The sequence below is a fragment of the Chelonobacter oris genome (assembly GCF_000772535.1).
GTDB lineage: Bacteria > Pseudomonadota > Gammaproteobacteria > Enterobacterales > Pasteurellaceae > Chelonobacter > Chelonobacter oris.
Map to the genome: position 1 here is coordinate 1 of NZ_JSUM01000013.1, position 18,960 is coordinate 18,960.

The following is an 18,960-nucleotide window of genomic DNA, read 5'->3' on the forward strand; positions in this document are numbered from 1 at the left end:
CCGACCGCACTTGGGGGAGATAGCCTCAAGGCTTACGGTTTATCTTTATTGAGAAATTTTACGGCTAAATCCGGGAATAACTCTTTATTAGATTTTTTGTAACCGGTTTTGAGATTGGATTTGTTGATAATAAGTTTAGATCAGTAAAGATTAAAAAAAACCGCACTTCAAACCCAGAAATAAAAGTGCGGTAAAAAAGGCGGCTTTAACCAGCCAACCTAAAAATCAAGTTTGGCTGATTAAATTCAAGTTTTCTGCGCAGAGAAAAATAGCCACATATTTGCTTTCCGAAAAAATATAAAGAAAAAATAAAATATGCTTTATTTATACAATATAGAAATCAATGTATCAATCTTTTTATGCGGATTATTTTTTATTTTTACGCTATAGTTTGATTGTTTTTTATAAAAAATCTTATTTTATTAGATATCATCTAATACTAACCGGTGTTGCGAACAGGAATGGCTGAGTAAATATATTACTTCAGCCTTAAGTGCGGTTAAATGCCGTATTGTTGTTGGTAACGGCGCATTGACGGCAGGTACTGCTGATATGTCGGATTGGCAGCCAAGAATTGTAATAAATCGTCTAGATTGATAATGGAAAAAACTCGACAGCCATAATCACGTTCGACTTCCTGAATGGCTGATAACGCCCCTGCGCCACGTTCTTGGCGGTTTAATGCGATCATGACCGCACTGAGTTTCGCCTGATTGTTTTCGATTAGGCGCATAGATTCACGGATCGCTGTACCGGCAGTAATCACATCATCGACCAGTAGAACTTTGCCCTGTAAAGGGCTGCCGATAAGGTTGCCGCCCTCACCGTGATCTTTGGCTTCTTTGCGATTAAAACAGACAGGCTTGTCGTTGTTAAATCGATTGGCTAGGGCAATGGAAACGGTGGTTGCAATCGGTATGCCTTTATAGGCGGGGCCGAAGATAACATCATAGTCAATATTTGAAGCTTGAATGGCGGCTGCGTAGAACTCGCCTAAGCGAGCGAGATCCTTGCCGCGATTAAACAGACCGGCATTAAAAAAATAGGGGCTGAGCCGACCGGATTTCAGAGTGAATTCACCAAATTTCAAGACATTACGACTCAGGGCGAATTCGATAAATTGCTGTTTGTATGCTTGCATACGCCGTCCTTATTCGGTGTCCAACGCTTGGCGTTGTACGGCAAAAATCTGTTCAATGCCGCCTTTTGCCAAATCCAGTAATTGTAATAATTCCCCATGGCTGAACGGATCACCTTCAGCTGTCCCTTGTACTTCAATCATTCTGCCGTCTTCCGCCATGACGACATTCATATCGGTTTCAGCGGCGGAGTCTTCCACGTATTCCAAATCACATACCGCATTACCGTTTACGATGCCGACCGAAACGGCGGCAACCAACCCTTTAATCGGATTGGTTTTTAAATCGCCGCTTGCCAGCAGGGCATTGACAGCATCGATCACTGCCACGCAAGCCCCGCTGATTGCGGCAGTACGGGTGCCGCCGTCCGCCTGGATAACATCACAGTCAACGGTGATAGTACGCTCCCCAAGTGCGGTTAAATCAATCATGGCGCGTAGTGAACGCCCGATTAAGCGCTGAATCTCCAGTGTACGGCCGCCTTGTTTGCCTCGCGCCGCTTCACGCTGCATTCTGACATTGGTTGAACGCGGCAACATGCCGTATTCGGCAGTAATCCAGCCTTGCCCTTGACCTTTCAAAAAGCGCGGAACACTGTTTTCCAGACTGGCGTTGCACAACACTTTGGTATCCCCGAATTCGATCAATACCGAGCCTTCGGCATGTTTGGTGTAGTGACGAGTGATTTGAATCGGGCGGGCGGCTTGTAAAGGACGGTCATTCGGACGCATTAGGTTCTCCATTATTCTCTTGAGTTATCCGACATATTCTAACACTAAACCGCACTTTTAAACACGACAGTCCGAGAAATAAGCAGTACAATGTTTGCGGTTTAATCATAGAATAATATCGAGGAAAAAACATGATTTACAGTATGACAGCCTTTGCCCGTTTGGAAGTTAAGCAGGCTTGGGGCAATGCCGCATGGGAAATTCGTTCCGTTAATCAGCGTTATTTGGAAAATTTTTTCCGCTTGCCGGAATCGTTCAGAGGGCTGGAAAATACACTGCGCGAGAAAATCCGCCGGCGAATTACCCGCGGTAAAGTCGAATGCAATCTGCGCTTGGAGTTGAAAAATCAAAGTGCGGTTGAATTGCAGCTCAATCAAGATCTGGCGCAACAGGTATTGAAATCATTGCAATGGCTGAAACAGCAAGCCGGTGAAGGTGAAATCAGTCTGACTGATGTATTGCGCTATCCGGGGGTGGTTGAGTCGGCGGAGCAGGATTTGGATCAAATCGGGCAGGATTTATTAACTGCTTTCGATCAATTACTGGACGATTTTATTGCCATGCGTGGGCGTGAAGGGGAGAAATTGCAAACCATTATCCGGCAAAAGTTGGATTTGATTAGCGTGGAAGCTGAAAAAGTGCGGTCGCAAATGCCGCAAGTTTTGCAATGGCAGCGGGATAAATTGCAACAGCGCTTTGATGAAATCCAACTGCAAGCCGATCCGCAGCGGCTGGAGCAGGAAATGATTTTGCTGGCTCAGCGGGTTGATGTTGCCGAGGAGCTGGATCGGCTGCAAATGCATGTAAAAGAAACGACATCAACCTTGAAAAAGGGCGGTGCGGTCGGTCGTCGATTGGATTTTATGATGCAGGAACTGAATCGGGAATCCAATACGTTGGCATCAAAATCGATTAATGCTGAGATTACGAATTCGGCGGTGGAATTGAAAGTGCTGATTGAGCAGATGCGGGAACAGATTCAGAATTTGGAATAGCGATAATGATAAAGTGCGGTCGAGAACCGCACTTGACGGTTATTGCGCTTTCGGCACGCATCCGCTGACAATCACTTCGCCTAAACTGTTGCTCAATACCGCACTTTGGGTTTTTTCCCACCAATTCCATTGAATATTGGCATAGCGTTTGCCGCTGTCGGATACCACCGGTTGTAAGTGTTGTTTAATGTTATTCAAGGTCAGTTGGATAGAGGGATTTTTCGAATGTTGTTTGATTGCCAGGGAATTCAGGACGATGACTTTGATTTCAACGTCGTTGTCGCAGTGATAATACTGTGTGGCATCTTCGCTTGGCAAGGTTTGCGTGGAAATAGCGGAGCCTGAGGTGTTTTGTCGGATCGGTTGCAGGGAGGAGGTGCCGTGATCGATATTCTGGCAGGCAGACAATAAGGCAATCAAGCCACCAAATAAAAGCGCTTTTATCATCGAATGTTCCTCGTCATAACTTAATGTGCAAAGTGGAAACGCCATTACCGGTGCGGTAATGGCGTTTGTGCTTATGGTCGATATTGATAAGAGCCGTCACTGTTGCGGCTGAAGCTGCTGCCGTTTTGTAGTGTCAATCGGCTGACCCTGCCTTGCGAATTCAGCTGAATAGTCACTTTATCGCCCGGTTTGAAGCTGCTTAGCGCTTTTTCGCCGCCATTGGCTTTGGTCATGGCGTTGACATCGGCAATATTCAGATTATTGTTACGGAAGACCTGCATTAATGACACGCCTTTTGGAATTGTCAACGTGCGGTTTGAAACCGATGCGCCGCTTTCTGTTGCCGCTTTGTTTGCCGTAGCTTTTGGCGGTGTGGCGGTTTTGGTCTGGTTTGACGTGGTATTGCTTGGTTTGCTTGTTGTTTTTGGCTGTGTTTTCGGCGCTTCATACCGTGGCGGCGTGACGGCGGTCGGCTGCTGTGCCGCTGGGGATTGCGTTGACGGCGGAGCCGACGGTTTTGTCTGTAGTTGTGTTGCGGCAGCTGCGGTATTGGTCACGGTATCGGTCAGCGAGACATGACTGCTCGGCAGGCTGTTTGTTGCCGTATTTGTCTGACTGTTCGGCGGTAACGGCAGATTGTTATCGGTTTGTTCAAGCGGCTGATTGACCGCTTCTTCTTCCGATTGGTTCAGCGGTTGGAATTCGATAGGCAGCGAGTTGGCATTTTGTGCTTGCAACGCATCAACCGTCGTGGTGGAGCTGGGTTTCAGCCAGAAGAATATCAGTAAAACCAGAATCAACCCGAGCAGGGCGATAAACAGGCGGCGGTGTTTAGCCGGCAGGCGATTGAGCAGCCCCCAGGTTTCCGGTTTTTTCAGGCGGTGGCTGAGCGGCTCGCGTACAGTGTCTTCCGTTGTTTTGTTAAGTGTTTCGGGCTGTTCGGTTTCAGTCTCGGTTTCGGTTTGTAGCGGTTGTTGCGGATTCGTCGGGTTCACGCTTTCCTCCTTGTGCTCACGTTTTGGTAAAAAACCTTTGGCTTTGTCCAAAAATGAAGGTTTCTCTTCAATCGGTTTTTTGGGCGTGATGGGCTCCATATTACTGAATTCAAATTTTAATTGATTTTGTTTATCGTTAGACGATGCGCCGCTATCGCCTGCGTTTTGTGAATTGTCAGAAGTCACACTGCACCTCAAATGTAAAAATACGTTTTTATGGATAAAAATATTTTTCTATTCTAAAGGAATTAGACAAAAGAAAAACTGTTTTTGCTGGAATTCGCCTGAATTTTTTTTCAATCGCCAGTAATCAGGGTTTTATTCGGTTCGCCGGCAATTTCTCGTGCCAGTTTCGGCACCAGATAGCCGGAGCTGATTTTTTGCAGCTCATGATAAATCGCCAGTGCTTGCCGATCATTGAGATAAAAATGCGTCGCTCCTTGTACTTTGTCGAGCAAGTGCAGGTAATACGGTAAAATGCCGGCGGCAAACAGTTTGTCGCTGAGACGCTTCAAGATTAATGCCGTGTCATTAATACCTTTCAACAATACCGATTGATTCAGTAGGGTGACATTGGCGGCTTTCAAGAGCGCCAAATGCTCAGCTAAAGTGCGGTCGATTTCGTTCGGGTGGTTAATATGTGTTACCAGCACTTTATTGAAACGTGAGCTTGCCAAGCGCCGACAAAGTGCGGGGGTAATCCGTTGTGGGATCACCACCGGCAGACGGGTGTGAATCCGCACCGTTTTAATATGTCCGATTTGTTCAAGTGCGGTCAGCAGCCAACCAAGCTCGTGGTCTTTTGCCATCAGCGGATCGCCGCCGGAAAAAATCACCTCTTCGATTTCGCGATGCTGTGCAATATAGTCAAGTGCGGTTTGCCAGTTGCGTTTGTTGCCTTTGTTGTCTTGGTAGGGAAAATGACGACGGAAACAATAACGGCAATTCACCGCACAACCGCCCTTGACCATCAGCAATACCCGATTATGGTATTTATGCAGCAGGTTCGGTACCGCACTTTGCTGCTCTTGCAGTGGATCGATACTGAAGCCCTCCGCTTGGATAAACTCCTGTTGAGCCGACATCACCTGTAAAAACAGCGGATCATGCGGATTACCTTTTTCCATTTTGTCGACAAACGGTTGCGGTACGCGCAACGGAAACAGACGACGTGCGGCGATATCATGTTCGAACCGCACTTTGGGTAAGTTCAGTTGCTCCAGTAGAATTTCAGGATCATTAATGGCATTGGCAAGGTAATCTAACCAGCTTGGTTGATCAATTGGTTCTTCTCTAAACAGGGGGTTTTGGGTTATCATATGCAAGTTTTAGGCAAAATTTTTGTGATCTTAATTCAGGATTGCCTTTAAGATCGCTTTTTTCAAATAATGAGGACATTATGGCAACATATTCTACCAGTGATTTCAAACCGGGTCTTAAATTTATGCAAGACGGCGAACCTTGCGTGATCGTGGAAAATGAATTCGTGAAACCGGGTAAAGGGCAGGCGTTTACCCGCACGCGTATCCGTAAACTGATCTCCGGCAAAGTATTGGATGTGAACTTTAAATCCGGCAACACCGTGGAAGCGGCGGATGTGATGGATACCAACTTGACGTTTTTGTATAAAGACGAAGATTTCTGGCATTTCATGAATAACGAAACATTCGAACAATTATCGGCGGATGCCAAAGCGGTCGGCGACAATGACAAATGGTTGCTGGATCAAGCGGAATGTATCGTGACCTTATGGAACGGCAGTCCGATCTCGGTGACACCGCCGAACTTTGTGGAACTGGAAATCGTGGATACCGATCCGGGCTTGAAAGGCGACACCGCCGGCACCGGCGGCAAACCGGCCACATTAAGCACCGGCGCAGTGGTGAAAGTGCCGCTGTTCGTGCAGATTGGTGAAGTGATTCGTGTGGATACCCGTTCCGGCGAATATGTTGCGCGCGTGAAGTAGTTTCTTCGGGAAAACGGGCGCGAATTTTTCGCTGTTTTCTTGTTTTACCCGTAAACAGATTGAAGGTAAAAACGGCTTTATCGCCGTTTTTTATTTTTCCAATATTAAGAACCGACAAGCGTAGGCATTTTTCTCATCGGCTTCACTGAACGTTTCTTCCACGGTTTTCCATTGCGTGAAATCAATCTGCGGAAAGAAAGTATCGCCGTCAAGTGCGGTTTGAATTTCAGTCAAATACAATTTATCGGCTAGCGGCAGGCTCAGTTTGAACAGCTCGCCGCCGCCGATAATCATCACTTCGGCTTCATCTTTACAGTGTGAAAGTGCGGTTTGCAGGCTGTCTGCCCATTGTATGCCGTGGTACACAAACGGATTGCGCGACAACACGATATTACGGCGGTTGGGCAGTGGGCGTCCGATCGATTCAAAGGTTTTACGCCCCATAATCACAGGTTTGTTCAGGGTGTTGCGTTTGAACCAAGCCAAATCTTGCGGCAAGTGCCACGGCATTTGATTGTCTTTGCCGATAACCCGATTTTGGGTGAAGGCGACGATAAGACTGATTTGCATGGATTTCCCCCCAGAGGATATCATTTAGATAACCGGTCGCCGACGATAGAACAGTAATCCCGGTAACGCCAGCCCGAACGCCAATGCGCCGATGATAAAACCGGATTTGACAAAATTATCAACGGCTTGCTGAAACAGAACGTCAGAATACCCGATATGGTGGATCTGTACAACCGCGATCATGGCTTTATAGGCAAATACACCCGGAATCATCGGAATAATGGCGGCGACGGTAAACACTTTCGGGTGCGCCAGATAGCGTTGCGACAGATAAACGCCGATAAAGCCTATCAGTGCGGCGGCAAAAAAAGTGGCGAATACCAATGGCATATCGACCGTCATTAACAATAATTTGCGAAAGCCGTGGCCTAATCCGCCGAGTAAGGCACAATATTTCAGTGCATTTTGCGGCACGTTAAACAGCAGGGCAAAACCGATCGCCGGAATGGCGGCAAACAGCATGTCGTCGAGTAACGTTAATAACACGTTCATATTATGCCCCCCATTGGCTGATATTCAGCAAACTTAATGCAAATACAATGCCGATGCAAGCGCCGAGCGTCAGTACGGTCGCCAATGCCCAGCGTCCGATTCCCATGTTGGTATAGCCTTTCAAAATATCGGACAAGGCGTTGATAAACGGAAAGCCGGGAACCAGTAATAATACGCTGGAAGCAATGGCGATTTGGGCGTCATTGCCAAGACCGAAACGCAATGATAAACCGGAAACACAGGTGGCGACAAATGCGGTGGCGGCAAAGACAATCATCGGGTTGTAGTGGTGCGCCGCCAGTTGTTGTCGGACGAACATGCCGCAACAGGAGGCGAGAAAGGTGATCAGGCAAATTAGGGCATCGCCGCCCGCCAAATGGGCAAAGCTGGCGCAGGACAATCCGACCATGAACAAGACATAATAACGGTTATATTTGAGCGGTTTTATATTATAGAGTTTCTTTCTGACCACTGCGCTGTCGTAAATATGGTGTTCGGCGGCAATCACAATGTGTTGCACTTCGGTGACCACATGCATATTGATACCGTGATCCTGATTGCGGCGTGCGGTGGTGATGCAATGTCCCTGATGTAACGTCGTCAGTACTACGGCATTGGCGGTCAGTGCCACTTCCACGCTTTCCACACCCAATGCTTTGCCGAGGCGGGTGGCGACTTGGCTGATAAGCGTGCTTTCAGCGCCGTGCTGTAACAATAAAAGTGCGGTATGCACACAAAGCCGGGTGATTTCCTGTTGTTCCGCTTGGTTGATGGCGGCATGTTGTGTTGCCATAATTTCTCCGAATAATACTGAATCAGACGCCTGTAAAAGCGATTTTATTACATGATTTTTATGCTGATTAATGGTAACGTAACATTCACTTTGTTATTTATTTTAGATCAAGAATTATGCAAAAACATTCGCATTCCGGCACTATTGAGAAAAAATCAGCAAAAACCATTGTATTGAAATTCGGCACCAGCGTGCTGACGCAAGGTTCGTCCAAGCTCAATCGTCCGCATATGCTAAATATCGTGCGGCAGTGCGCGCAATTGCAGCAAGAGGGATTTCGTGTGGTGATTGTGACCTCCGGCGCAATGGCGGCAGGAAGGCATTATTTGCAACATCCGCAATTGCCGCCGACCATTGCGTCTAAACAGCTGTTGGCGGCCGTGGGGCAGAGCCAGTTGATTCAAACCTGGGAGCAGTTGTTTGATATTTACGATATTTATATCGGGCAAATGTTGCTGACCCGTGCCGATGTAGAGGATCGCGAGCGTTTTTTGAATGCGCGCGATACGCTGAATGCGTTGCTGGACAACAATATTATTCCGATTATCAATGAAAATGATGCGGTGGCAACAGCGGAAATCAAAGTGGGCGATAATGATAATTTATCGGCGTTGGCAGCCATCTTGGCAAATGCGGATCAATTGTACCTGTTGACGGATCAGCAAGGACTGTTCGACAGTGATCCCCGAGCCAACCCGAACGCCAAACTGATTCCGTGTGTCGACAAGATTACCGATCACATTCGCGCCATTGCCGGCGGCAGCGTATCGGGCTTGGGGACCGGCGGTATGAGTACGAAAATTACGGCGGCGGATATCGCTACCCGCTCCGGAATTGAAACCATTATCGCCCCCGGCAGTCAGGCGAATGTGATTGTCGATTTGGCGCACGGTGAAGCGATCGGGACCAAATTCAACGCCTTGCTTTCGCCGTTGCAAAGCCGTAAACAGTGGTTGTTTGCCGCCCCGTCGGTCGGCGTATTGGTGATTGATGCCGGGGCGCAAAGTGCGGTTTTGACACAACAGCGTTCCTTACTGCCGGCGGGGATCGTGCGGATAGAAGGGCGCTTTTCCCGTGGCGAAGTGGTGAAAATCCGCACGTTACAGGGCAAAGATATTGCCATTGGCGTCGCTTGCTACAACAGTGATGCGCTGGCATTAATCAAGGGCAAAAAATCGACTGAAATCGCCGCAACAATCGGTTATGAATACGGTGCGGTGGCGATTCACCGTGATGATATGGTGGTGTTGTCGTAAGTGAAATCGACATCGTGTCATGTAGATTAAGGTCTGATTCCGCACCACTTTTGTCACACCGACATAATAACGGGAGAAAACGAGAATGACGATAAATATCATTGAAATGGGCAAAAAAGCCAAACAGGCGGCATTTGTACTGGCTCAGCTTTCCACGGCAGAAAAAAACCGGGCGCTGCAAGTGATAGCCGATCAACTGGAAGCCGGAGAAAGTGAGATTTTGGCAGCCAATGCGATCGATATTGAGCAGGCACAAGAGCAGGGCATCAGTGCTGCGATTATTGATCGCCTGCTACTGACGCCCGAACGTTTAAAGGGGATTGCCAATGATGTGCGTCATGTCATTTCGCTAGCTGATCCGGTGGGCAAGCTGATTGACGGCGGTACACTGGACAGCGGCTTGTCGATTCAGCGAGTGCGTGTGCCGCTCGGCGTGGTTGCGACCATTTATGAAGCTCGTCCGAATGTAACGATTGATGTGGCTTCGCTGTGTTTGAAAACCGGCAATGCCGTTATTCTGCGCGGCGGTAAGGAAACGCGCCACACCAATGAGGTGCTGCTGCAAGTGGTGCGGCAAGCCTTGCAACAGGCTAATCTGCCGGCGGAAGCCGTGCAGGCGATTATTGATCCGGACCGCACTTTAGTAATGCAATTATTAAAACTGGATCGCTATGTCGACATGGTTATTCCGCGCGGCGGCGCCGGGTTACATCAGTTATGCAAAGAGAATTCGACCATTCCGGTGATTGTCGGCGGGATTGGAATCTGTCATCTTTTTGTCGAACAAAGCGCTGATCTGCAACGTGTACTGGCATTGATTGATAATGCCAAAACGCAGCGCCCGAGTGCCTGTAATTCGGTTGAAACCTTGTTGTTGCAGCACAGTATTGCGGCAGAATTTATTCCTCGTTTGGTCAAACAATTGGCTGAAAAAAACGTGCATTATTATGCTGATGACAAGGCTCTGCCGATATTACAAAAGTACGGTGCGACGGCAAGTGCGGTCTGCGATGAAAAATTACGTAATGAAGCGCTGTGTAACGATGTCAATGTGGTGATTGTGGACGATATTGATCAGGCGGTTGCGCACATTCAGGAATACGGCAGCCACCATTCCGACGGCATTCTGACCGAATCACAGGCACTGGCGCGTCAATTCGTCAATCAGGTGGATTCGGCAACGGTGTACGTTAACGCCAGCACCCGTTTCACCGACGGCGCGCAATTCGGTTTGGGCGCCGAAGTGGCGGTCAGCACACAAAAATTACATGCCCGCGGCCCGATGGGGCTGGAAGCCCTGACTACCTATAAATGGGTGTGTTATGGGGATTATGTAAGCAGAAAATAAACCGAAAATCGGGCGTAACGCCCGATTTTTCTCTTACAACCGCACTTCAAACACACCTTTATTCGGATTGAGTTTAAAGCCCTGCTGGTGCCAGAATTCCCGCTGCGTTTGGGCGCTTTCCACCACCAACAGATTACTTTGGGTAAAGCTGACGAACTCTCGGCTTTTGCGCAGCAGCTCGCGTAAAATCTCTTGCTGATTGGGGATTTGGGTGACAAAGATATCGGTCAGTTGCCAATAACGTTGTAATCTGACGGACGATAAACGGGGATAAAGCTGAACAAAACCGACGGCTTGCTGATCGTTGACGGCGATAAACAGAATACTTTCGCTGAAACGAATCCGGTTTGCCAGAAAAGCCAATGCTCTTTCCGGATTGTCGTTCATGCCTTGCTCACGGCGGTATTGCTCGAACAAGGGCAGAATTAACTCAAGATTCCATAACTCAGCTTTAAATATCCGCATAACTGCCTCTAAATTAATCGGTTATTGCGCAAATTGTAGCGTTTTTATAAGCAATAATCATCTGTTGTTACAGAAAAAACGGCAAAAAAGTAAAAAAGCCGAAATTTTTTGAACGGAAAAAAGCAATTTAAGACAAGTTTTGCTATAGTGAGGAAAGTTTTTATTAATTAATCAGGCGCCGACGGAAGGCGCAAACAAGGAGAAAAAAATGGCACGTCGTCCTTTAGTGATGGGTAACTGGAAATTAAACGGCAGCAAAGCGATGACCCGTGAATTAATCGCCGGGTTAAAAGCGGAATTGGCCGAAGTGAAAGGCTGTGATGTGGCAATTGCACCGCCGGTGATGTATCTGGCGGAAGCAGAAGCCGCTTTGCAAGGCAGCAATATTGTCTTAGGTTCGCAAAATGCGGACGTGAATGTATCCGGCGCTTATACCGGTGACATCTCGACCGATATGTTAAAAGATTTCGGCGCGAAATATATTATCATCGGCCACTCCGAGCGCCGTACTTATCACAAAGAAAGTGATGAATTTGTGGCGAAGAAATTTGCCGCTCTGAAAGCTGCCGGTCTGATTCCGGTATTGTGTATCGGCGAATCCGAAGCAGAAAACGAAGCGGGTGAGACCGAAGCGGTTTGCGCCCGTCAAATTGATGCGGTGTTAAATACGCTAGGCGCAGAAGCATTCAATGGGGCGGTTATCGCTTACGAACCAATCTGGGCAATCGGCACCGGCAAATCGGCGACGCCTGCGCAAGCGCAAGCAGTGCATAAATTTATCCGTGATCACATTGCGAAACAAGATCAAGCCGTTGCGGATCAAGTCATCCTGCAATACGGCGGTTCTGTCAATGATGCCAATGCCGCAGAATTGTTCACCCAGCCGGATATTGACGGCGCACTGGTCGGCGGCGCTTCACTGAAAGCGGCGGCATTTGCGGTGATCGTCAAAGCGGCGGAAAAAGCGAAAAATTAATGTTGCGTTAAGCACACTTTCCACAAAAAAACCGAATCCTGACAACAGCGATTCGGTTTTTTATTGTGTTGAGTTTCTTAAAAAAGGTCCGCAGCATTGTTTAAATTTTTTGCCTGAGCCGCACAAGCAGGCCTGCTTCATACTGAGATTGATTTCAACGGTAGGATCAAGAAAATACCAAAGCCCATTGATATTGACAAAGGTGGACAACTCATGATGAACTTCCAGTCCGTTTGCGCTGCGGTAACAGGCGTTAAACGCCACTGTTGCCGCCCGCGAAATTTGAGAAACGCAACCGCTTAAAGTGAGAAAATTTAACGGCTTTATTTTTTCTCATTTAAAGCGGTTTTTTATACCGTTTAAATTCTCTTTTAATGATGTTTTAAATTCCATTTTAGACCTCCATACCTCTCCAGCCGATCTACTCGCCAGTCAGTTGTTTTAACCCCACTTTAGACTTCACTTCACCCACTAACAGAGTAATGCTGTGTCCAACAAAACAACAGGATAACAAGACGAGGTGAAGTATTCTTCCATTTAAAATGAGAACAGAAGATGAAATGATGGCAGAACTAGCACTGGTTGCTGTTCATTAAGCAGAGACGTTTGAGGTAGATGGTTCAACCTATACCATTAGCAATGACCGAGGTTTTACATTTGTCTATAACACCGATTTCCTACCCATACGCTTTATTGAAAGCGGCAAAAAAGACTGTGTAGTTCGCTTTCGTTCAACACTGGTGCCTAATAGCGATCCATTTTATGCACTACTTTCTGAAACCGATAACTAATTCATTTGCCATTTCAGATGTCCTGTGTTAAAAATGCGTCAAATACGGAAAAGGAGACGATATGTCAGACCTGTTTGAAATGTTGTTTGATAGCGACAACCCAGTCGGCGTAAAAGTGGCTGTTTTTAGCGTTCTTATCGCCTTAATTGGTGCCGCCGGTTGGCTACTGTTTTTCACGGTTTCCCTTGCCGCTGAATATAGCGCGCTACTTGCCACTGCTGTCACGCTGGGAATCATCGCTATCGGGGTCGTTATCGCACCGGCTATCGGTATAGCCTTAGCGGCGATAGCCGGTGTTGCAGGTTTACTCGCCCAAGGTGTTGTCAGCCTTATAACTTATATTCGTCAGCGTCAAAATACTCGCGCATAACCTGCTTTAATTTGCCTGTGCATTTGCGCTATCCACATTGGCAACTCCATTACATCGAGTTGCCAAATGTCGCTCGGCGACCAGCCAAACCACCACGCCAAGTCAGATAAAACCGGCATTAACTCGGCGATTTCTCCAACTTTCCCCCTTTAATCAACTCAACCGCGAAACCTTCCAGAACAATAAAATCCTCATTATCCAGTTGCTCCAAGTCTTCTGCGACTAAGTTGGATAAGCGCAATAAAACAAATTTAGCGGCTTTTACCCCTTGCTTTTCATAATCAAAGTTTTGATTTTCAATTTGCTCACGATCAGCTAATGTCATGCGGCGAATGGAGATTTCAGTAATATTCTCGCCGCTAGGGGTGGAAATCGGGTATTTCAGTACGTGGGTTTTGTACACGCGCAGATTAGATAAGACTTTTTGGGCTTCGTTAGACATAAAAACTCCTTAGTGATTGATTGTTTTCACTAAGGAGAATAGAGGAAGTTGCCGATAATTGATTTTAAACGGCTTTAAAGATTTTACTGCCCGATATTCGTGCGGTACTTCTGCAACACATCTTGTCCGTTGACACGGAAGGTGTTCGCTATCGCATCAAAGAATAAAATTTCCTTGCCGCTCTTAATACTAATAATTTACACTTGTGAGTAACTGGAAAGAACTATGATGCCATTTTGTTAGAGGCTCAATAGTTCTTTTCAAAAAAATCCAATTATTTTTAAATTCTTTTTTAAATCAAATAATTGTATTCTCACTTCTTTTGAAAAACTGAGTTCCTAAAAGGGGTTCTTATGGGGAACTTTAAAGAGTGGTTTTCCGTCGCTGAACTACTAGATAAAGAATTAAAGGATTTTCCAGCATCTGATAAGGGGCTGAGCAAAAAAGCAGAGCGTGAAAATTGGGTTAAAAGACAACGTTCGGGGGGTAAGGGAAAGACCTTTGAATATCACTACAGCTCTTTACCTGCTGAAGCTCAAGAGGCTTTAGGCTTTAAGGTGGAACCGGTCACTAACAAAGAAGTGAAGTACACCGAAGATGAGCTATCGTATATGGGTGATTTTGAGTTTATCCCATATTACGCTATTCGTGCATCGGCAGGTTATGGCGCATTTACTGAGGGCACTGCTGAACCCACACGCCACCTGGCATTCACTAAAGAGTGGATTGCGCGCAAAGGCCTGCGTAAAAAAGATCTCGTGATGATCAGTGCTGTTGGGGACAGTATGGAACCAAGCATTTATGATGGCGATGTGTTGTTGGTTGACACCGGCAATAAAACGCCACGTGACGGCAAAATCTATGTGATCCGCATTGATGGTTAAACGCATTCAGGGCTTGATTGGCGGCATTCGCTTGATTAGTGACAACAAAGATATCTATGCGCCAATTGATGTTGAGTTCGCGAAAAATACCAATATCGACATCATCGGTCAGGTTGTTCACGTGGGGCATAACTTGCTCGTTTAAACGCCGTTTTAACAGCATTTAAAAGATTTTGCCGTTTCTCATTTAAAGCGGTTATTTTCACGTTTCGGCCAAAATTTTTCTCACTTTCCATTTTCATTTTTTAATGGCACAAAAAAGGGGCTGAGTTTTCTCAAGCCCCGTTTTATCGGTATTTTCTCCCACTTATTCCCGCATTCTCCAACTTAATCCCTAACTTTTATTTTTTTCTCATATTAAGTGGTTGGATACAGCGAACGCATTAATTGTTCGGCATTGAGGGCGGTGTTTTTGCCGTTATGCAGTAAACCGCAGCAATCTTGATACTGTGTTTGGGATTGGCAAGGACACAATGAAGAAGTTGCAATTGTCATGGCGATATCGCAAGAAAATAAAAGAGATGAAACAGAGAAAAAAATGGCGCATCCGAGAGGATTCGAACCTCTGACCGCTCGGTTCGTAGCCGAGTACTCTATCCAGCTGAGCTACGGATGCGTCGTTTGAATGGCTAACCTGCATTTTTTCTTTTTACATTTTAATGAGAGTAAGCATTAAAATGGCGCATCCGAGAGGATTCGAACCTCTGACCGCTCGGTTCGTAGCCGAGTACTCTATCCAGCTGAGCTACGGATGCGCAGAACAAATGGCGGTGAGAGAGGGATTCGAACCCTCGATACAGTTTCCCGTATACACCCTTAGCAGGGGTGCGCCTTCAGCCTCTCGGCCATCTCACCGCAATCGGTTTGAGCGCACATAATACGGTTTTCGAAAAATATGTCAATTGCTTTTTAACGGAAACCGCACTTTTGTCTTTGTTTTGCTCTCGTTTGCTTGATTTGCAAGCAATTGCGGTGAAATCATCATCATAGCACGATTCAGTTTTTTCGTTTTAGCATCGCTTTTAAATTGGATACGTGACTGCTGGTTTTCTGTTCGATTTGGGCTTCGGTCATCGCCGGCTTATCCCGTTCCCATTGCAGATCATCTTGCGGCAATTCTTGTAAGAAACGGCTGGGTTCAGGACGAATCAGTTCGCCGTATTGCCGCCGCTCTTTACATAACGAAAATGTGAGTTCCTGTTGTGCACGGGTAATGCCGACATAGGCTAAACGTCGTTCTTCCTCTACATTGTTTTCGTCAATGCTGGTTTGGTGCGGCAAAATGCCTTCTTCCATGCCGATCAGATAGACATACGGAAACTCCAAGCCTTTTGAGGCGTGCAGCGTCATTAATTGCACTTGATCACTTTCGTCGTCTTCTTCACCGCGTTCCAGCATATCGCGTAAGGTTAGACGGGTTACCACTTGATTGAGCGTCATGGCTTCGTTGTATTCATCACCGCGTAACATGCCGGCGACCCATTCAAACAGTGTCGCGACATTTTTACTCTGCATTTCCGCCTGTGTCGGGCTGGCGGCGTGTTCATACAAATATTCCTGATATTGCAAGCCTGCCAGCATATCTCTGACCGCACTTTCGGCATCGCTGCGATGGGCTTGATCATGGCGTTCGACTATCCAGCGTGCGAAATTTTGTAATGCTTGGTAGCCGCGCGGCGGCAGGCGTTGAATCAGTTCAAATTCAAAAATGGCGGCAAACAGGCTGATATGCTTTTCTTGTGCCAGAATGCCGAGCTTTTCCAAGGTTGCCGTGCCGATTTCCCGTTTCGGGGTATTTACAATGCGCAGAAACGCCGCATCATCGTCTTGATTCACCACCAAACGTAAATAGGCCATCATGTCCTTAATTTCGGCTCTGGAAAAAAACGAGGTGCCGCCGGAAATTTTGTACGGAATGCGGTTTTGCATCAGCATTTTTTCCAACAGACGGGATTGATGGTTGCCGCGATATAAAATCGCATAATCACGGTAATGACTGCGGCGCAGAAAACGGTGCGCGACTAATTCCGCTACAATGCGTTCCGCTTCGTGTTCTTCGTTTTTGGCTTCGATAACAGCCAGTTTTTCGCCTTGCCCTAAATTTGAAAACAGCTTTTTCTCAAAAACATGATCGTTGTTGTCGATCAAAATATTGGCTGCGTGCAAAATCCGTGCGGTAGAGCGGTAATTTTGTTCCAGTTTGATGACATTCAGTGTCGGGAAATCGTCGCGCAAGCGGATCATATTTTGTGGGCGGGCGCCGCGCCAAGAGTAAATCGATTGATCGTCATCGCCGACCACAGTAAAGTTCGCTTGTTCTCCGACCAACAATTTGATCAATTCGTATTGGCTGGTATTGGTATCCTGATATTCGTCCACCAACAGATAGCGGATTTTTGCCTGCCAGCGTGACCGCACTTTGGGATATTGCCGAAACAGCAGGGTAGGCAGCATAATCAAATCGTCAAAATCGAGCGCATTATAGGCTCGAATCTGGTTATGATACTGTTCGTAGCAGAGCGCAAACAGCGTCTCTTTTTGCCCGTCGGCAATGCCTTTCGCCCGTTCCGGCAGGATCAGATCGTTTTTCCAGTTAGATATAGTGCTTAACAACTGATTGAGCAGATCTTTATCTTCTTTCAAATACGGCTCGGTCAGCGCTTTTAACAAGGCGAATTGATCGTGCTGATCAAACAGCGTGATATTGGCTTTGTAGCCCAAATGGCGATATTCCCGTTTGATAATATCGAAGCCAAGGGTGTGAAAAGTCGAAACAATCAGTCCTTTGCCGGCTTCTTTGCCGATCGAATGAGCTACCCGTTCTTTCATTTCACGAGCCGCTTTGTTGGTAAAGGTGACGGCGGCAATCTGCTTCGGCGAGTAACCGCACTTGGCGATTAAATAGGCGATTTTATTGATGATTACCCGTGTTTTGCCCGAACCGGCTCCGGCCAAGACCAGACACGGCCCGTGGGCATAGTCGACGGCATGTTGTTGTTGCGGATTGAGTTTCATTGGCCGTCCTGTGCCAAAGCGTAGGGCAAAAGTGCGGTATCCAGAATAAACGACAGCGGAATATCCAAAATCGGCAATCCCCAACGTTGTGCCATCTGGTAATCGTATTTCACTCCGGCATACGCCGAATAGGGCGTAGCCGGATTAATCAGGGTCACAATCGTGCCGCAGCCGCTTAACGTTAGACAAAATAACGAGAGTGAGAGGAATTTATACATGCGCTTTTGTCCGAATGGAAAATGGGGTGATTATAAAGAGAATCGCCGGCAAGGGGAAACGGTTTGTGTGCTGCTGAACCGCACTTGAATGCCGCCGCTGAGCAGCCTCTTAAAAGTGCGGTTTCAGACGGCCTCAACATTAATCGGGCGCTTGCCCGTTATGCGCCGGCCAGCGGCATTCGGTTAAAGCGAATTCGCTGAAAACAGCTTCAAAGCTCGATTCTTCCGGGCTGCACGCATAGATGCCGAAACGGATTTCGGCTTCGGCTTTGCTTAGGTGGCAAATGCGCATTTGGCTGAAGTTGATGCCGTCAAAAGAGGATTCGATACAAAAATCGGCTTCCCGCCGGCTCAGGCGGTAATAGATGGATTTGTGGGCGCTGTCGATGGCGGTTGTCGCCCAATCCGAATAGCCTTGATTGGTGACCACGCTGCCCAAATGCTGGAAATCGGCATTTTCATATTCAACCGAAGCTTTCAGCCAGTTTTCACTGTCCAGATAAACCACGATGCCGGCCTGATCAAAGCGGTGTTTGCTGTCAAAAGCAACTTTCACGCTGAAGGAAAAGTAGGCTTCGGCACTGGCCGTCTGAAATAAGGGCGCATTGTCATTTTGAAAATGGTAATAAGTGCGCTGCCACAAATCGGTATGCGGGCGCGTTTTGATGCGGATTTGCCGGTTCTGAATTTCCCATTCGGCCGGGTGGCCGGCCCATTGGAAGGTGTTGAAATCGATGGTCATGGTTGGCTCGTTTGTGTGTTAGGGCTGTTAATATTTCAGTTCGATTTGTGACGGCTTTTCACCCAAGAAAAGGCGTTTATAACGTAATATAAAGAAAAACAGTCTTAAAAGCTACAGCAGCGGAAAGTGAAATAGTGAGTATCCGTCGCATTTGATGCAAAAATTGTCGTGTTTTGCCACATTTTTGTCGTATACGGACTCGCATGATTGCCGGACGGTCTGTAAACTTCCTGTATCCAAATAGGCGTGAAAGTGAAACCCTATCAAATAATCGGTATTGGTTTCTACCGCTGAAATAACGCCCCATTCGTTTTACGGGCGCTTA

The 18,960-nt window shown here is 47.0% G+C and carries 22 protein-coding genes, 3 tRNA genes and 2 pseudogenes; 7 read left to right on the forward strand and 20 right to left on the reverse strand.

The features are described from left to right. Positions 1–499: 499 nt before the first annotated feature. Together pyrE and rph are read right to left on the reverse strand one after the other, a co-directional pair. Positions 500–1,141, reverse strand: coding sequence for an orotate phosphoribosyltransferase (gene pyrE, locus OA57_RS07830; protein ID WP_034615998.1), 642 nt, complete (start codon positions 1,139–1,141; stop codon positions 500–502). A 9-nt stretch (positions 1,142–1,150) separates the two neighbouring features. Further along, complete coding sequence (gene rph / locus OA57_RS07835) at positions 1,151–1,870, reverse strand: ribonuclease PH (RefSeq protein ID WP_034616000.1); 720 nt, start codon at positions 1,868–1,870, stop codon at positions 1,151–1,153. A 131-nt stretch (positions 1,871–2,001) separates the two neighbouring features. On the opposite strand from rph, the gene OA57_RS07840 reads away from it, so the two are divergent. Further along, positions 2,002–2,865, forward strand: coding sequence for a YicC/YloC family endoribonuclease (locus tag OA57_RS07840; protein ID WP_034616002.1), 864 nt, complete (start codon positions 2,002–2,004; stop codon positions 2,863–2,865). 39 nt (positions 2,866–2,904) lie between these two features. Here the strand turns inward: OA57_RS07840 and OA57_RS07845 are convergent, their stop codons facing one another. The 3 genes from OA57_RS07845 to epmB all read right to left on the reverse strand — a co-directional run bounded on the left by OA57_RS07845 (position 2,905) and on the right by epmB (position 5,632). Continuing rightward, on the reverse strand, positions 2,905–3,312 hold the full coding sequence (locus tag OA57_RS07845) for an MliC family protein (protein ID WP_034616004.1): 408 nt from the start codon (positions 3,310–3,312) through the stop codon (positions 2,905–2,907). Positions 3,313–3,383: 71 nt separating this feature from the next. Continuing rightward, the gene (locus OA57_RS07850; protein WP_034616006.1) at positions 3,384–4,493 is read right to left on the reverse strand and encodes a LysM-like peptidoglycan-binding domain-containing protein; all 1,110 of its coding nucleotides are present in this window, start codon (positions 4,491–4,493) and stop codon (positions 3,384–3,386) included. 110 nt (positions 4,494–4,603) lie between these two features. After that, entirely contained in the window at positions 4,604–5,632 is a 1,029-nt protein-coding gene (epmB, locus tag OA57_RS07855; protein ID WP_034616008.1) for an EF-P beta-lysylation protein EpmB, read from the reverse strand. Between the two features lie 74 nt (positions 5,633–5,706). Here epmB and efp point away from each other — a divergent pair, with 74 nt between their 5' ends. Beyond that, a complete protein-coding gene (efp, locus tag OA57_RS07860) occupies positions 5,707–6,273 on the forward strand; it encodes an elongation factor P (protein WP_034616010.1) in 567 nt (188 codons plus the stop codon). 90 nt (positions 6,274–6,363) lie between these two features. On the opposite strand, the gene folA is transcribed toward efp, so the two are convergent. The 3 genes from folA to OA57_RS07875 are packed head-to-tail and all read right to left on the reverse strand — an operon-like array spanning position 6,364 to position 8,128. Beyond that, positions 6,364–6,843, reverse strand: coding sequence for a type 3 dihydrofolate reductase (folA, locus tag OA57_RS07865; protein ID WP_034616013.1), 480 nt, complete (start codon positions 6,841–6,843; stop codon positions 6,364–6,366). Positions 6,844–6,867: 24 nt separating this feature from the next. After that, complete coding sequence (locus tag OA57_RS07870) at positions 6,868–7,335, reverse strand: threonine/serine exporter family protein (protein WP_034616016.1); 468 nt, start codon at positions 7,333–7,335, stop codon at positions 6,868–6,870. Between the two features lies 1 nt (position 7,336). After that, positions 7,337–8,128 (reverse strand): threonine/serine exporter family protein, encoded by a 792-nt coding sequence (locus OA57_RS07875; RefSeq protein ID WP_052122434.1) that lies wholly within the window; start codon positions 8,126–8,128, stop codon positions 7,337–7,339. A 116-nt stretch (positions 8,129–8,244) separates the two neighbouring features. On the opposite strand from OA57_RS07875, the gene proB reads away from it, so the two are divergent. Beyond that, positions 8,245–9,384 carry a glutamate 5-kinase gene (gene proB, locus OA57_RS07880; RefSeq protein ID WP_052122435.1) on the forward strand — a complete coding sequence of 380 codons (1,140 nt, stop codon included), beginning with the start codon at positions 8,245–8,247 and terminating at the stop codon, positions 9,382–9,384. Between the two features lie 85 nt (positions 9,385–9,469). Continuing rightward, a complete protein-coding gene (gene proA, locus OA57_RS07885; protein ID WP_034616019.1) occupies positions 9,470–10,732 on the forward strand; it encodes a glutamate-5-semialdehyde dehydrogenase in 1,263 nt (420 codons plus the stop codon). 33 nt (positions 10,733–10,765) lie between these two features. On the opposite strand, the gene OA57_RS07890 is transcribed toward proA, so the two are convergent. Then, positions 10,766–11,197 (reverse strand): hypothetical protein, encoded by a 432-nt coding sequence (locus tag OA57_RS07890; protein ID WP_034616022.1) that lies wholly within the window; start codon positions 11,195–11,197, stop codon positions 10,766–10,768. Between the two features lie 208 nt (positions 11,198–11,405). On the opposite strand from OA57_RS07890, the gene tpiA reads away from it, so the two are divergent. Beyond that, positions 11,406–12,173, forward strand: coding sequence for a triose-phosphate isomerase (tpiA, locus tag OA57_RS07895; protein ID WP_034616024.1), 768 nt, complete (start codon positions 11,406–11,408; stop codon positions 12,171–12,173). 60 nt (positions 12,174–12,233) lie between these two features. On the opposite strand, the gene OA57_RS12920 is transcribed toward tpiA, so the two are convergent. After that, complete coding sequence (locus OA57_RS12920; protein WP_084589899.1) at positions 12,234–12,500, reverse strand: YchJ family metal-binding protein; 267 nt, start codon at positions 12,498–12,500, stop codon at positions 12,234–12,236. Positions 12,501–13,025: 525 nt separating this feature from the next. On the opposite strand from OA57_RS12920, the gene OA57_RS07905 reads away from it, so the two are divergent. After that, positions 13,026–13,334: a hypothetical protein gene (locus OA57_RS07905; RefSeq protein ID WP_034616026.1), complete on the forward strand. Its 309-nt coding sequence runs from the start codon at positions 13,026–13,028 to the stop codon at positions 13,332–13,334. On the opposite strand, the gene OA57_RS12900 is transcribed toward OA57_RS07905, so the two are convergent. From OA57_RS12900 to OA57_RS12610, 3 genes and pseudogenes are all read right to left on the reverse strand, one after another. After that, complete coding sequence (locus OA57_RS12900) at positions 13,316–13,453, reverse strand: GpE family phage tail protein (protein ID WP_084589900.1); 138 nt, start codon at positions 13,451–13,453, stop codon at positions 13,316–13,318. The two genes, OA57_RS07905 and OA57_RS12900, sit on opposite strands and share 19 nt — an antisense overlap. Beyond that, the gene (locus tag OA57_RS07910) at positions 13,453–13,776 is read right to left on the reverse strand and encodes a phage tail assembly protein (protein WP_034616029.1); all 324 of its coding nucleotides are present in this window, start codon (positions 13,774–13,776) and stop codon (positions 13,453–13,455) included. Before OA57_RS07910 ends, OA57_RS12900 begins: the two co-directional genes overlap by 1 nt. A gap of 83 nt (positions 13,777–13,859) precedes the next feature. Beyond that, positions 13,860–13,958: pseudogene (locus tag OA57_RS12610) on the reverse strand (phage major tail tube protein); the annotation flags it as partial. A 171-nt stretch (positions 13,959–14,129) separates the two neighbouring features. On the opposite strand from OA57_RS12610, the pseudogene OA57_RS07915 reads away from it, so the two are divergent. Continuing rightward, positions 14,130–14,805: pseudogene (locus OA57_RS07915) on the forward strand (helix-turn-helix domain-containing protein). A 212-nt stretch (positions 14,806–15,017) separates the two neighbouring features. On the opposite strand, the gene OA57_RS12615 reads toward OA57_RS07915, so the two are convergent. The 7 genes from OA57_RS12615 to OA57_RS07945 form a co-directional block, all read right to left on the reverse strand. Beyond that, the gene (locus OA57_RS12615; protein ID WP_152596735.1) at positions 15,018–15,155 is read right to left on the reverse strand and encodes an SEC-C metal-binding domain-containing protein; all 138 of its coding nucleotides are present in this window, start codon (positions 15,153–15,155) and stop codon (positions 15,018–15,020) included. 44 nt (positions 15,156–15,199) lie between these two features. Continuing rightward, a tRNA-Arg gene (locus OA57_RS07920) sits at positions 15,200–15,276 on the reverse strand. Positions 15,277–15,338: 62 nt separating this feature from the next. Further along, positions 15,339–15,415 (reverse strand) — tRNA-Arg (locus tag OA57_RS07925). 10 nt (positions 15,416–15,425) lie between these two features. Continuing rightward, positions 15,426–15,515 (reverse strand) — tRNA-Ser (locus OA57_RS07930). 141 nt (positions 15,516–15,656) lie between these two features. Next, positions 15,657–17,675, reverse strand: a complete 2,019-nt coding sequence (gene rep / locus OA57_RS07935) for a DNA helicase Rep (protein ID WP_034616031.1) — start codon at positions 17,673–17,675, stop codon at positions 15,657–15,659. Then, positions 17,672–17,893: a YceK/YidQ family lipoprotein gene (locus OA57_RS07940; RefSeq protein WP_034616034.1), complete on the reverse strand. Its 222-nt coding sequence runs from the start codon at positions 17,891–17,893 to the stop codon at positions 17,672–17,674. Before OA57_RS07940 ends, rep begins: the two co-directional genes overlap by 4 nt. A 139-nt stretch (positions 17,894–18,032) precedes the next feature. Then, positions 18,033–18,635 carry a DUF1349 domain-containing protein gene (locus OA57_RS07945; RefSeq protein ID WP_034616036.1) on the reverse strand — a complete coding sequence of 201 codons (603 nt, stop codon included), beginning with the start codon at positions 18,633–18,635 and terminating at the stop codon, positions 18,033–18,035. Positions 18,636–18,960 lie beyond the last annotated feature (325 nt).